Source organism: Pantoea allii (assembly GCF_046529425.1).
Classification (GTDB): Bacteria; Pseudomonadota; Gammaproteobacteria; order Enterobacterales; family Enterobacteriaceae; genus Pantoea; species Pantoea allii.
The window spans coordinates 25,008-39,019 of the sequence record NZ_CP125959.1; the positions used below are offsets into that span (position 1 = coordinate 25,008).

The following is a 14,012-nucleotide window of genomic DNA, read 5'->3' on the forward strand; positions in this document are numbered from 1 at the left end:
AAGCGAAAGAGTAAACCGGGTCCTTAAAAGCTTTACTGAGCCTCAGGCAAGGGGATTTTCTCACCTGTGCTTAGTTAACCGGGAAAACGAAAAGGGTATGTCGCAGTGTTTTTGCTATTTAAAAAAGGCGGACGATCATCGGAATGCAAGCTAAAAGCCGCGTTGACATATTGGGTGAGCGTTTACGTTCACGTGAGCAACAACTCTCTCCACGCCTTCTGGTGGTCGCACATTATATAAATGACAACCGGGAAACGGTGATTGACAGTACGGCAATGGAAATTGCTACTGCTAACCATACGTCTGACGCCACCGTTATCCGTGCCATCCAGGCGCTGGGTTTTTCAGGTTTGCGCGATCTCAAAAAAGTGCTGCAGGCCTGGTTCGGGCCTGGCATGTCTTCTGAAGAGAAGATGATCACCACGGTGAATGACGTGACGCGTGATGTCTCCTCCTCAATAGACTTTGTTTTGCAGGGACATCTTCATGCGTGCCACGTTTTATCTTCTGAGCACAACCGTCAGGCGCTGGCTGATGCGACTTCATTGATGATCGAAGCCCGTCAGGTTGCCATTTTTGGGATCAATGCCTCAGGCATCCTCGCTGATTACAGCGCCCGGTTGTTAAACCGCATTGGCTTACCGGCGTTTTCACTTAATCGTGCAGGCATTGCGTTGGCGGAGCAAATGTTGGCTTTGCAACGGGGCGATGTACTGGTGATGATGGCGCAGAAGTCAGCGCATCGTGAGGGCAGTACCGTGATACGCGAAGCCAAAAGGCTCAGCATTCCTGTTATTTTACTCACCAATGCCACCGACTCGTTTTTTGCCCGGGAAGCTGACGTGGTGATCCACGTTCCGCGCGGGGGAGAAAATGGCCGCATCCCACTACATGGCACCGTCATGGTTTGCCTGGAGATGATGATTTTATCGGTTGCCTCTTCCCTGCCAGACCGCACAGTGAAAACGATGAAACGTCTGCAGGATCTCTACAGAGGGCTTAAGCCTGCGACGAAGAAATAGCACATCCGTTTTGATGTAACAAAGCTGGACGATAATCTGGCAAATCCCGCGTTGCCACGGCCCAGGGCTGAACAGTCGCCCTCAACCGTTAAGGCGCATTTTTGAACGTATCCCGGCATCAGCGATGAGCAGGGGGCTGGCATTTTTCGGAATTTTAAAAAAAATTTCTGTTTTTGCGAGCGCACGCCTGCTTTCGCCTGGAGCGTTCTTCAATCAACGGCTATTACTCTGCCGTGAAGGTATTTGCTGTTCTTCGATTTATCCATCCTTGTTACGTCCCTGAACGGAGCTAATCATGAAGAAAGATCGTGCATGGTTTCCTGTGTCGCTAGTGGCCCTTGCCACCATGAGTGCCCTGATAACCCCGCTGCCGGTAATGGCATGGGACAGTCTTACCGTATTTGGTGACAGCCTGAGCGATACAGGAAACGTCGGCCGGTTTACGTATAATTCCGCAAATAATCTGCTTTATGATGAAATTATCGCTCGCGAAGCAGGGCTGACATTGCAACCCTCTTCCGCTGGCGGTAGCAATTACGCAGCAGGAGGCGCCGTTGCTGTGCCTGCCCTTAATCCACAATTTAATACTCAGGATCAGGTTGCCCGTTATCTGGCTTCTACCAATGGTCGGGCCGATCCCAATGGCTTGTATATTCACTGGATAGGCGGCAACGATCTGGCGGCGGCGGTTGCCCTTCCGCCATTGGCCACATCGATTGTTGATAACAGTGCAGGCGCGGCAGCCAGCCAGGTCAAGGCGCTACTTGACGCTGGCGCGGGCACCGTGATTGTGCCGACGGTACCCAATGTGGGGGCGACACCCGCATTAATAGAGGCGATTCTTCAGCCGTTCAGTTCCGCTGCCGTGGCTGCTGCGTTTCAGTCTCTGGACGCAACAGCCACGCCTGATAATGCAGCGCGACAGCAGGCCATTCAGGCTGCGTTTAATCAGGCCGCCGCGCAACTTTCAAGTGTACCCGCGGTTCGCGACCTGATTGCGCAACAGTTATTTGCAGCATGGCAGCAGCTGAGCGGTCAGGCGGCAGCACTGACCGCGCGGTATAACCAGCTTGAAGAAAACGCACTGGCAACCACCCAGGGAAACATTGTTCGGGTGGATATCAATGGACTCTTCAGTGAAGTCATCCAAAATCCCGCCCTGTACGGGCTGAGTAATACGGCAGGCATGGCCTGTCCACCCGGCACCTCTTCCGTAAACTGTACCTCAGCAACAGCGGGTTTTTCATCCCAGCAAAATTATCTGTTTGCCGATCGTCTTCATCCCAGTCCTGCCGTACATGCCATTATCGCTGACTACATCCAGTCGATTCTGGATGCGCCCGCCCAGGTGGCTGTGCTGACCCAGGCACCCCTGGCCATGCTGCATGATATGCACAACACACTGGATGGTCACTTACAGCAACAGCGCAAGCAAGCTTCAGAAGCAGGTCAGTTCACAGTGTTTGGCGGTTATGCCGGTCAGCACGCCCGCAACAAAGATGATGTTTTTAACGATGGCGACACCGATACCGCTAATCTGTCTGTTGGCATCGGTTATCAGCTCACTGATAACTGGCAGGCGGGGGCATTGCTGTCGACTGCCAGTCAACGGCAGCAGCCCTCTGATCGTTATGATTACCGGCTTCGTGGCAACATGGTCGCGCTCTGGAGCCAGCTTCAGCTACTGGATCAGCTGTGGGTGAACGCCGATGTCCACTATGCGGATCTGGATTATGACGGGATAGAACGTCAGATTAAACTCGGTCCCGCTACCCGCACAGAACAGGGAAGCAGCGCAGGAAAACTCATGGGGATGCGGCTGCAAACGGGCTGGGATTTACCGTTAGGCGATGTGGTCACCACCGGGCCCGTTGCCAGCTATGCGCTGGACTATGTTAAGGCGGACGGTTACCAGGAGCTCGGCGACAGCAGCAGTGCGATGCGGTTCTCCGGGCAAACCCGGCACTCACAAGTTGGCGCAGCAGGTTGGCGTGTCGACACCAAAGGCTTATGGATCAATCCATGGGCGCAGGTAAGTTATAACCATCAGTTTGGAGATACTGACTCCTCAGTGAGCGCAGGTTTAAAATCGACCCGTACTGCCTTCCGACGTACCCGTGCAGGCCAGGATAAAGACTGGGTGGATATGGCTGTTGGCGCGAACGTACCCTTCGGCGATACGGTAACCGCTTATGCCGCCGTATCGACGGTGGCGGGTGCCAGTGATTATCATGAAGTCACATGGAACCTGGGTCTGAGCGCACGCTTTTAGAGTGAGTGATTCGCAGGGACGCGAGACATTTCAGTCTTACTTATCAGACTGAGCCGGATCAATTCATCCATTGCAATGACGTTATTGCGTGCAATGATGACTTCCGGTGTGACAGGGCAGGTGGCACAGAAAGTTTGACGCCACCCGCTTCGCAAGCGTGTTTTGGTAAGGTATAGTTCGCGTTTTTGGAGGAACCATGCTGACCAATTCATCTACACGGCTCAATAAATACATCAGTGAGAGCGGAATATGCTCTCGTCGCGATGCCGATCGCTTTATCGAACAGGGTAACGTTTTCATCAATGGCAAACGCGCCGCGGTGGGCGCCCAGGTTTTTGCCGGCGATGTCGTAAAAGTGAATGGTCAGTTAATTGAGCCACGTGATGAAGATGATTTAGTGCTGATTGCACTGAACAAGCCCACCGGGATTATTACCACCATGGAAGAGGGTGAGCGCGATAATATCAGTGACTTTGTTAATCACAGCAAACGCGTGTTTCCTATTGGTCGTCTTGATAAAGATTCTCAGGGCTTAATTTTTCTGACCAACCATGGCGACCTGGTCAATAAAATTTTACGTGCCGGCAATAACCACGAAAAGGAATATGTGGTTACCGTCGATAAACCTGTTACCGATGAGTTTATTGCGGGCATGGCGGCAGGCGTTCCTATGTTGGGAACAGTGACCAAAAAATGCAAAGTAAAGAAAGAAGCGCCTTATGTGTTTCGTATTACGCTGGTTCAGGGGCTTAACCGGCAAATCCGTCGCATGTGTAAACACTTTGGCTATGAAGTGACGAAGCTTGAACGCACGCGCATCATGAACGTCAATCTCAAGGGCATTCCCTTGGGTGAATGGCGCGATCTGACGGATGATGAATTAGTCGAGCTGTTCAAATTACTGGAAAACTCATCCTCGGATGAAAAACCAGCGAAGAAAACATCACAAAAAAGTCCGGCGGCGAAAAAGCCGATGAAAAGTGCACCTAAGCAGGGTGATAAGACCGAGGATAAATCTGCGTCGCGCAAGCGTTTCAACCAGCCCGGCCGTAAGAAAAAAGGGCGTTAACACAGGTACCTGTCAATGCGTCCACGCCCGCTAATTATCAGTGAATACCGGCCTGAATGGGCAGATCACTTTTCAACTGAAGCTGCCGCTGTTGCGGCGGCGCTGGGCGACACGCTTGTGACTATCCATCACATTGGCAGTACAGCTGTGGAAGGCTTAGCGGCAAAACCCGTCATCGATATGTTGACAGAAGTGTTAAATCATGACTCCCCGACTGCTGAGGCGCTAATACAGATGGGCTACCAATCGCGCGGAGAAAACGGGATGCCGGGGAGACGCTATTTCACGAAAGGTGCGGAGGCGCGGACCCACCACATTCATGCTTTTATCTCTGGCAGCCCCGATATCAGGCGGCATCTCGCCTTTCGGGATTATTTACGCCACTCTCCAAAGGTACGGGATGAATATGCGGCGGTTAAACGCGCTGCACAACTTGCCTGTCAGGGCGACATCAAGATTTACGGTCAATTGAAACATGATTTTATTGCCTGTCATCAGCAACGGGCATTAGCCATATTCCCATTCTGATTTATCCGCTCAAATTTTAACGCTATATCCGCTGACGCCCGACAACCGTTTCAGCCCTGCGTGTGCTTGCCTGCTCAGGAAATAAGCGCGCCTGAAATCCGTAGCCTCATACAAAAACAACGGACAGGATGGGGTGAAGATACCTGTGTAGCGCGCGAGTGATTAAAGCATTACTGAAGCCGTGCTTAACGCCGCACAATCAGAGGACGCCACCTTTTCAGGATGAAAACGGCATGGCAGGATAAGCCAAATAACAAAGGAGTGGGCCTGATGTTACTGAAAGGTATGAATGATCCGTTGCTTAAGGCGTATCAGAACCCGAAATCAAGGTTGATGATCAGCCGTTTCAGAGGATTAGCCGGGGATCGACGGCTCAGTGACTGGCAGGTATTTTGTATTCTCGTGAATGGATTTACTAATTACTGGTATGTGCACTCAGGTCATTTCACCATCAACGTTGAATTAACTAAAACCCGACAGTTCGATTTCATGCAGGATTTTTTGCATTTTTCCGTCACGCTGGATGGCTTATTGAGTGATGAGAATTTTCGCTGTCCCGATTTTATTTTGCCGCATTATGATGTTCCTTATGAATTTTGCCGTTGGCGCAACAAGCGTGGCTACGATTCACAGGTGACGTATGTGGGTAACCACGGTGTAAAAACACATAAAGGCCTGTTTATTGCCACCCATGATGTCGCCCGAGATGAATATCATATGAAATGGGAAGGTACTATTACCGTTTTTGATAAAGCCTTTTTTAAAATGGGAAGTTTCAATACCACGAGCGACTTTTTGGTCAATGACATCACCAAAAACATTCGTGAAGGCGTGATTAAACATCTGGGCCTGTATTGTGACCTGTTTAATTATATTTTCCCTTCGCCAACGGCCGCGCGTATTCAGGCTCGTGACAGTAAACGTTACCTGGCCAGGAAATAAAAAAACGGTGAGCGCGGAGTGGGCAGAAACCTGCTCTGGTTAAAACGTCATTATCCAGGATCTCAGCCAGGCAGCTTCCATTTAAGCCAGGTATCAAGCTCCGTCTCAGCCATTGGCTTTATATTAAAATACTCACGTGCAACATCGTCACGGTCTTCTAAAGGCGCAGAAACCGATGGCGGGTAATCTTTTCCATCGGCCAGCACGAGGGTATTGAGCGCTTTTAAGGTAGTAAAGATGCTGTGGGCAATCAGACGTGACGTGATCCTGGCATTAAGTTCTTTTGCCAGTACGTTATCAAGTTTTATGACTTCAGGCGGGCTCTGTCGTAGGTAACGTATTTTGCTGTAGCCCTTAGCCGTATCTTCCCATGACATGCTGAAGCCTGAAAGCCTGAGCATTTCCAGTCCCAGCATAGCGGTTGGACTGTCAATCATATGCTCGGTTTTCAATATGTTGATGATAAGCATTGATGTGGGAAGTGCGGCCTTGAGCATTTTTTCAGCCAGTTTTTCTGCAAACGTGCTGTCAGCAATATCTCGCTCATTAATACTGATTGTTATTGGCAACTGAATAGGATGATGTCGTAAACGTTTAAGGCGGGAAATGGCGCTGTCGACCTGCCAGGTTGTCAGTTGCGTATCAAGTTCCGTCCCTTTGGCCAGGGCGACAAAGTGATCTGCTAACAGCTCACCGCGTAACGGATGATGCCAACGCACCTGTGCTTCAAGACCAACGGGTTTACCACTTTTAATACAGACTTTGGGCTGAAAAACCAAGAATAAGCCGTGATTGTGTCGTAAGGCTTCTGCCAGGTCGCTCATCAAGGTGACATCAGTCGCGCAGCTTATGTCGCTGATTTCATCAAAACGAACCTGAGATAATGTCTGTCCGCTGATGTACTCCAGCGCATTGACTGCCCGTCGGAGGACTTCATAAGGCGGCGCATCGCTGGCAATAAAATCAGTTTGCTCCGTATAGGTCGTCAGCGCCATGGTCAGACCGTCGCCCATATCAGCGCTGATCGCTCCCAGTCGCTCAGCTACCCAGGTTGCACTCACGGGGCTGTCAGCCTGGGTTAAAATAGCAAAACGTCCTGTTGCGATAGTGTAAAACTGGCAGCCATTAGTTGGCCGAAGGCGTAACAGCAATAGTGTCGCGACATCTTTCAGCAGTGACTCCAGCGCGGCCATGCCCAACGATCGGGATAACTCAAACGCGCGTGACATATCGATACAATCAATCAACACCAGACGGCGCAGCGATTTATCCTTCTGGGTGGCAAGGTGCTGTATATCGCGAATAAGACGTTCGCGGTTGGCCAACCCGGTAACGAGTTCGATGAAAGCTGCGGAGTGCCAGGCATCAAGAAAAGCGATGATTAACCCAGCCAGGGATTCTGTTATTTTTTTTTGCTGGTCATTGAAAGGGCGCGGCACCGTATCCGTCAAACACAGCGTGCCCAGTATCTGGCCATTGCGGTTTTTTAGCGGCGTACCTACATAAAAGCGGATGAAAGGTGCATGCCTGATCAGTGGATGATGGGCAAAACGTGAATCGCAGGTGGTGTCCGGTACAATGACCGTTGCGCCGCCTTCCACAACATATCGGCACAGCGCTTGCTCGCGTGACGTATCCTGCAGCTCAATATTATAGTTGGCGCGAACAATATGCTGGTCATCGTTCAGAACAGTAATGTAACTTCCATTGATACCCAGCAGTTGACTGGCCAGACGCAAGAATTTTTTCAGCACCTCATCCCGGCCCCGATCGGAAAGACTAAGTGCTTTTGTTGCACTGGTGCGGTGATGTTCCTTGTCGCTAGATTCCGTAGACATTTCCGCTCCTGCCCGTTTGCTCAATGAAACTGCAAAAGAAGAGTGTACGATAAATAGCGAAAATAAAGCCCAATCATTATAAAAGGCAAAAGCAATTAAATTAATTTTTTCTTTAGAAGGGTCAAGGCGTAATTATTTTTTTATCCCTGCCCACTTAACGCAAATTAAAATTATCATTGGCGTCAGTGTCATTTTTAAAAGGTTTTTTCTGGCCAGTAAGGTTAAATAACATTGCAGTTATTTAATTAAACAGGGTCGCGTTCACTTAATATTGTGCGCTAAATTAAATTAACTCTATAGTTTGATTTTGTTAATGTATGATCGGGCGTGAGAATAACCGGGTAAACGTCATAAGTTAGTGTACCACATCGCCGCATTCTGGGGTTTTTGTGAAATTAGCTGTTAATACAATGGATTAATCATGATTAACAGCGGGCAGGGGGTTATGAACAGCCCTGAGCCGCAGCATTATCTCTGAATGCGTGAAATGGGAAATGCGACATTAAATAAATAAAATTAATCATTGAGGTGATAACCTTTTTACAGGGCCAACCTGTGCGTTGTCTTACTTGAGAATCATTTTTGTTGCATATTAATGTAAATTATCGTGCTCATCTCCCAACCGATACCTGCATATCAGGACAATAACTGATAAGCTAACAGCCTCAATCACGATGACGTTGGAGCTGCCCTTTGCTGACCACAATTATTTATCGCAGCCACATCTCAGATGACGTGCCCGTTAAGACGCTTCCTGACATGGTGGACGATGCCAGCATATTCAATGCTTCCCATGAAGTGACCGGCATTTTGCTCTTTAATGGCACCCATTTTTTCCAGTTACTGGAAGGCCCTGAAGAGGGCGTGCTTGCCGTTTACCAGCGCATCTGTGCCGCTCGCCGCCATCACAACGTGGTTGAATTGATGCGTGACTACGCGCCATCCCGTCGGTTTGGTAATGCCGGTATGGAGCTGTTTGATTTACGCCAGCACGATCGTTCAACCGTGCTTCAGGCTGTACTCGATAAAGGCACGTCTAAGTACCAACTGACCTACGCTGACAGGGCGTTGCAGTTTCTGCGTACCTTTGTCGAAGCGCGTGAGAAAGAAAACTATTACGAGGTTTTGCCATCCGAATACTGGGAGTTTATTCCCGATCGTCCTGCGATGAGTACGGCAAAACCCGCTTCCTCCGGTATTAGTTTCCGCCCGGTGGTCGATCCCCTTGCCAGACAGGTCACAGCGATTGAGGCAATCACTGATACGCGTCATCGTGGCACCGACCAGAACGGCTCCGAGCAAGCGTTACATGATGCTGACCTCGAGGCGGTGATCAAGGCTTTCGACATGGCGGGCAGGGCCTGTCCGGATGAAATGACCCTGTATGTCAGCCTGCTTCCCATGACGCTGGTGGTGGTGCCGGATGCGGTTGCAAAGATTGTCTCGACAATCAATGCGGCCGGATTAGTCCCGGAACAGGTGGTGCTTGGCGTGAGCGAAACCGAAGTCATCTCCAGACTCGAAGCGTTTTCCGTTGCCGTCAGGCAGCTCAAAGCCGCAGGTATCAGTTTGTCCGTCGATAACTTTGGTGCGGGATCGGCTGGCCTGTCGTTACTGACACACATCCAGCCCGATCGCATTCGTATCGATTCCAGTATTACAACGGATGTTCATCGGAGCGGCCCTAAGCAGGCGGTTGTCCAGGCGATTATCAAATGCTGTTCTGCCTTAGAGATTACGGTGATCGCTGCTGGTATCGTTAAGGCCGAGGAGTGGATGTGGCTTGAAGCGGCGGGCATTATCAACTTCCAGGGCAGTCTGTTTGCCTCTGCAGGTTCGGGTCATGCCGATGCGGTTGCCTGGCCTGAATATCGTGATGCTATGTAGTGTTGCCCTATCGCCTCGCGGCGAATAGCGCAGGTATTAAACGCTTTGCGATATATCAACAGCAGCAAGGATCGCTGCTCTCATTCCCCTTTGACTTCAATCATGATGCTCCCCACGTTGTACGCGCTACATTCCCCTTTGATACCCAGATAAAACCTGCTCTGGATATAACGTTCGCCCGCCTGTTTACCGAGATAGCTGTCTTTATTCGTGCCTTATAAGCGTTATATGAAAAGACATACAGCTGAGAAAATACCGGACTTTTAAACGGCAAATAAAATTAGCCAGGCGCACCGACATTATTTACGGGATTAATTTTCCTGAAAAGAGCGGGATGTTTTCTCTTCGCTGCACCTAATGCCGTCTTTCGCATTTTGCGAATGAGCCGTTGTGCCAAAACAACCATTCACACTTACAAATGCGTCGGCGCAATCCTCTTTTCCGAGATTGCCTGGACAGAAAAAGCACAGTTTGCGATCATAGCGGCATTACGGAAAATAAAAACCTTATCGGGCATTTATAATATGAAAGAAAACAGCCGTTTAGAATCGATAATGAATTACCTCAAAGGGAATAATCTGGTCACAGTTGAGCAGCTTGTTACGGTAACGGGTGCCTCACCGGCAACGATCAGACGCGATCTGATTAAACTCGATCACGAAGGTGTTGTCAGCCGAACACATGGCGGTGTGACACTGAACCGGTTTATCCCTTCTCAGCCGACCACGCTGGAGAAGTCCTCGCGTAATCTGGTGGAAAAACATGCTATCGCGCGCGTGGCGGCCAGCTTTGTTAAAGCCGGCGATGCTGTCATTCTGGATGCGGGCACCACGATGTTTGAACTGGCCCGGCAAATTACCCATATGCCGTTGCGCGTGATTACCAATGATTTACACATCGCCCTGTTTCTCTCAGAGTTCAAACAAATCGAAGTGACAATAATCGGTGGGCGCATTGATGAGAGCAGCCAGTCCTGTATTGGCGATCACGGGCGTAAAATGCTCAACAATATTCATCCTGATATTGCGTTTCTGAGTGGCAACGGCTGGGACCTCGCTAAAGGCGTAACTTCCCCGACAGAAGAAAAAGCGGCACTGAAACACGATCTGATAATGAACGCTCATCGCCGGATTTTACTGGCGGACAGCTCAAAATATGGGGCATGGTCACTCTTCAATGTGGTGCATTTAAATGAGCTCACCGATATTGTCACCGATGCTAATCTGGACGTTGAGATCAGGCAAGCGCTGCAGTCAAACCTGACGCCGACGCTGACCATCGCAGATCCGTTATAAACAGCCTCATTGTGCTAATCAGGCAGCCTGCGCAACAGGTATTCGTGGAGGTAGCCTGAAGCAGTGACGGTTCGCTTGCGTGAATGTCGCTGAAACCTTCGCGCCCTGGGGTAATCCTCGTCTGTTAAAGCGAACGGCAGCACAGCGCAAGGCGTGAATGGTGATGGTGAAATTAATGGGCAATCTGAAAGATGCATGTTCTCTCTGAGCCTGAAATAAGCCATCTGTCATGGCTACTCTGGCGCATTGGTGCAACGATCAGCATCGCAGTGTCACCACTAGGCTTCGATACGGGGTTTCAGATACAGACAGGTGTCACCTTCTTCAACATGTTTTGGATGCCAGACCATCGCCGCATTTTCGTCGCCAATATAGGTCATTCCCAAAGGCTCTATGACCGCGTAAGGATGCGCAAAAGCGGCACGGTACGCGAGTAACTCTTTTGCCATTGCCACAACCTGATGTGAAACCCCATCCGGGCGACTGACAATATCATTCAACTGTTCTTCGGTAAGCATACTTCCATTCCTGAACAACCCTGACCAGCAACCCTGAAGAGGCGCTGGGGGTTTAAATCAGTTAATCGTGGTCAAACAGGCGCCCGTGAGTATTCGTTGTTGCAGAACGGTCAGGGGAAGATAGCCCATGTTGGCTGTAAGGGCGTAGCTTACTACGTGAAGGGAAGATTTCGAAGTCTGTTCACACAGAGATCTAAAGGAAAGTGAGGGGCGATGACAGAAGGGCTGCTACAGTCTGCATCGACAACCGCCTCCGCGCACAATGGAAAAGCCGCCTTAAGCGGCCAGGCCTTGCTCCATCCGCAAATTATTTATGCAGCTATGCACACACAGGGGCGCGGTTATGGATGTTGGCTTCACTGATCCTTTACTGCGCGTTGTGATCGTGTCACTGAGCGACGATTTTGACTTCAGCAACGCAATGAAGATGTCGCGGTAACAGGTTGGGCAACACGACCCAAAGAGATCAATTCCACAGAATTAACAACTTGAATTAAAAGGATTCTGGTATTATTTCTCAGGCCATCAGGATTAGCGGCAGCGCCTTTAGGGGATTGATGATAACCATAAGAGTAATAACAATTGTTATTATTTGCGCGATTATTTAATTACCGCTTTTATGGGTTATTAATCGCCCCTGTTGTTCAGAGAAACGGCAAACCCGATGCTGGCAGCACGGTATCATGTTAAAAATTTCTGAAAACAGTTTCGCGCATGTTATACAGTCGCACATGGCCCCTGTTTGCTATAAATTGTCGGTTAATATGGCGCTAAATATTTAAATTTAAGCTAAATTGTTTTTCTGCGTTTTTTGCACCCGCACAAGGGGAGGCTGTTGTGCACGATAATCAAAGTGGCAATGACGAAAATCGTCTTAAAGCGGTTAAAGCACTTTTGTCACCTGATATTACCAGGGATGAGGTGCTGGAAAAATTTGTTCATCTTGCCGCGCAGGCGCTGGGTATTTCAGGCAGTTTTATTTCAATTATTGATGATAAAAATCAGTATATTAAGGTTTCCCGCAACTTTAACCTCAAAGAATCAGCACGCGAAGTTTCCTTGTGTCGTCATGTTATTGATGGCGACGGGCAGCTCGTTGTACAGGATACATTGCAAGACAGCCGCTTCACTTTTCATCCCTTAGTTGAGGGTGAACCTCACATCCGGTTTTATGCGGGCGTGTCGTTATCCAATCTGGAAGGGCTGGTGTTAGGGACGCTTTGCGTGACCGATACGCAGCCTCATACGTTTAGTGATGAGCAGTTGGAAACACTGAAGTCGCTGGCAAGACTGGTGACATCGTTTCTGGATGCATGGAATCTTGCCAGTTTCACCGATCTGATTACGCATCTACCGAACCGGCCACGCCTGATTCGCGACATGCAACAGCTGGCCGTCAGCAATCCCGATCGTCGTTTTCGCATGATCCTTATCGACTGTATTGATATTCCCCAGGCATATGAGTTATCACGTACCTTTGGCATTGCGCCAGTGGAAAACTTACTCAGGCAAATTGCCGGGCTGGTCAGCGCTCGTCTTCAGCTTCAGCCAGATGACATGCTTTATTCATTTGCACCGGGGCGCTTTGCATTAATCCAGCCTTATTTTGGCGGCTATAGCGCGCAAAGTACCATTGAGGTGTTAACCAACCTTAAAGCAGATTTAGCGGATAACATCACCATTGATATCGACGTTTATGCAGGCGAGACCGAGTTTGTTTCCCGCGATATTGATGCAAATGAAGTTGTCCGTCAGGCGGTCAGTGCGTTGCACGAATGTATTCACCAGAACGGTGGTGCTATGACGTTCGATCATGCATACGATTCGCGGCGCACGGAAGATTTCTTGATTATGAACGATCTGGCCCAGGCGCTTAAAAAAGACGAAGGCCTGTACCTCGCGTATCAGCCAAAAGTGTGCTTAAAGACGGGAAAAACCGTTGGGCTTGAGGCATTAATTCGCTGGCACCATCCGGAAAGAGGCGAGCTGTTTCCCGTCGACTTTATACCCTTGGCCGTAAAAACCAACCTGATTTCGGTGCTGACTGACTGGGTTATCGATCGCGTCATCATTCAGTTAACGCAGTGGAATAAAGAATTTGAATTAATCCCGGTATCCGTCAACGTCAGCGAACGTGACTTTTCCAGAGCGGAGTTTGCTTCCAGTTTAGCCAGTAAGATGCAGGCTGCAGAATTGCCAACATCATTAATGGGCGTGGAATGTCTGGAAAATGAGCTGATAACGGAAAGCGATGTGGCGATTAATGGACTCGAAGCGCTTAAAGCCCACGGGTTTATTATCTCATTGGACGATTTCGGTACAGGTTACAGCAACATTAGTTACCTGCAGGAAATTCCGTTAGATGTGATTAAGGTTGATATGTCTTTAATCAGTCGGATGGATAGCGATTCTGCCTCCAGAATTATCGTCAGAAGCATTATCCAGATGTTGAAGGAGTTGGACTATACGGTGTTGGCAGAAGGTGTAGAAACAGAAGCCACACTGAGTTTGCTGAAGCAGTACGGCTGCGATCAAATCCAGGGCTACTTCTTTTCGAAACCGCTTCCAGCCAGCGATATCGAACACTGGTTACTGCAGAAGTAAACGCGATAAAGGCGACAGTATCTGTCGCCTTCTCAGT

Annotated in this window: 10 protein-coding genes; 8 read left to right on the plus strand and 2 right to left on the minus strand. The window is 49.4% G+C overall.

What is annotated here, in order from left to right; translation table 11 throughout:
- Nucleotides 1-143: 143 nt before the first annotated feature.
- From QNH99_RS21470 to QNH99_RS21490, 5 genes are all read left to right on the plus strand, one after another.
- Nucleotides 144-1,022, plus strand: coding sequence for a MurR/RpiR family transcriptional regulator (locus QNH99_RS21470; RefSeq protein WP_241568038.1), 879 nt, complete (start codon nucleotides 144-146; stop codon nucleotides 1,020-1,022).
- A gap of 295 nt (nucleotides 1,023-1,317) precedes the next feature.
- Nucleotides 1,318-3,294, plus strand: coding sequence for an autotransporter outer membrane beta-barrel domain-containing protein (locus QNH99_RS21475; RefSeq protein WP_410517734.1), 1,977 nt, complete (start codon nucleotides 1,318-1,320; stop codon nucleotides 3,292-3,294).
- Nucleotides 3,295-3,490: 196 nt separating this feature from the next.
- Nucleotides 3,491-4,363 carry a 23S rRNA pseudouridine(2604) synthase RluF gene (gene rluF, locus QNH99_RS21480; protein ID WP_063876980.1) on the plus strand — a complete coding sequence of 291 codons (873 nt, stop codon included), beginning with the start codon at nucleotides 3,491-3,493 and terminating at the stop codon, nucleotides 4,361-4,363.
- Between the two features lie 15 nt (nucleotides 4,364-4,378).
- Entirely contained in the window at nucleotides 4,379-4,891 is a 513-nt protein-coding gene (locus QNH99_RS21485; RefSeq protein WP_410516520.1) for a GrpB family protein, read from the plus strand.
- A gap of 270 nt (nucleotides 4,892-5,161) precedes the next feature.
- Nucleotides 5,162-5,833, plus strand: coding sequence for a hypothetical protein (locus tag QNH99_RS21490; RefSeq protein ID WP_172896889.1), 672 nt, complete (start codon nucleotides 5,162-5,164; stop codon nucleotides 5,831-5,833).
- Between the two features lie 62 nt (nucleotides 5,834-5,895).
- Here QNH99_RS21490 and QNH99_RS21495 read toward each other — a convergent pair whose 3' ends face one another.
- A complete protein-coding gene (locus tag QNH99_RS21495) occupies nucleotides 5,896-7,671 on the minus strand; it encodes an EAL domain-containing protein (protein WP_410517735.1) in 1,776 nt (591 codons plus the stop codon).
- A gap of 693 nt (nucleotides 7,672-8,364) precedes the next feature.
- Here QNH99_RS21495 and QNH99_RS21500 point away from each other — a divergent pair.
- Together QNH99_RS21500 and QNH99_RS21505 are read left to right on the plus strand one after the other, a co-directional pair.
- Complete coding sequence (locus tag QNH99_RS21500; RefSeq protein ID WP_096011649.1) at nucleotides 8,365-9,558, plus strand: diguanylate phosphodiesterase; 1,194 nt, start codon at nucleotides 8,365-8,367, stop codon at nucleotides 9,556-9,558.
- Between the two features lie 524 nt (nucleotides 9,559-10,082).
- Complete coding sequence (locus tag QNH99_RS21505; protein ID WP_283355790.1) at nucleotides 10,083-10,853, plus strand: DeoR/GlpR family DNA-binding transcription regulator; 771 nt, start codon at nucleotides 10,083-10,085, stop codon at nucleotides 10,851-10,853.
- A gap of 278 nt (nucleotides 10,854-11,131) precedes the next feature.
- On the opposite strand, the gene QNH99_RS21510 is transcribed toward QNH99_RS21505, so the two are convergent.
- Nucleotides 11,132-11,371 (minus strand): hypothetical protein, encoded by a 240-nt coding sequence (locus QNH99_RS21510; protein WP_096011648.1) that lies wholly within the window; start codon nucleotides 11,369-11,371, stop codon nucleotides 11,132-11,134.
- An 837-nt stretch (nucleotides 11,372-12,208) separates the two neighbouring features.
- Between QNH99_RS21510 and QNH99_RS21515 the strand changes: the two genes are divergently transcribed.
- Entirely contained in the window at nucleotides 12,209-13,975 is a 1,767-nt protein-coding gene (locus tag QNH99_RS21515) for a sensor domain-containing phosphodiesterase (protein ID WP_063876970.1), read from the plus strand.
- Nucleotides 13,976-14,012 lie beyond the last annotated feature (37 nt).

What these genes read in the sequence shown, in the direction of transcription:
- QNH99_RS21470 (WP_241568038.1), top strand. Translation starts at nt 144, where the DNA reads ATGCAAGCTAAAAGCCGCGTTGACATATTGGGTGAGCGTTTACGTTCA.
- QNH99_RS21475 (WP_410517734.1), top strand. Translation starts at nt 1,318, where the DNA reads ATGAAGAAAGATCGTGCATGGTTTCCTGTGTCGCTAGTGGCCCTTGCC.
- rluF (WP_063876980.1), top strand. Translation starts at nt 3,491, where the DNA reads ATGCTGACCAATTCATCTACACGGCTCAATAAATACATCAGTGAGAGC.
- QNH99_RS21485 (WP_410516520.1), top strand. Translation starts at nt 4,379, where the DNA reads ATGCGTCCACGCCCGCTAATTATCAGTGAATACCGGCCTGAATGGGCA.
- QNH99_RS21490 (WP_172896889.1), top strand. Translation starts at nt 5,162, where the DNA reads ATGTTACTGAAAGGTATGAATGATCCGTTGCTTAAGGCGTATCAGAAC.
- QNH99_RS21495 (WP_410517735.1), bottom strand. Translation starts at nt 7,671, where the DNA reads ATGTCTACGGAATCTAGCGACAAGGAACATCACCGCACCAGTGCAACA.
- QNH99_RS21505 (WP_283355790.1), top strand. Translation starts at nt 10,083, where the DNA reads ATGAAAGAAAACAGCCGTTTAGAATCGATAATGAATTACCTCAAAGGG.
- QNH99_RS21510 (WP_096011648.1), bottom strand. Translation starts at nt 11,371, where the DNA reads ATGCTTACCGAAGAACAGTTGAATGATATTGTCAGTCGCCCGGATGGG.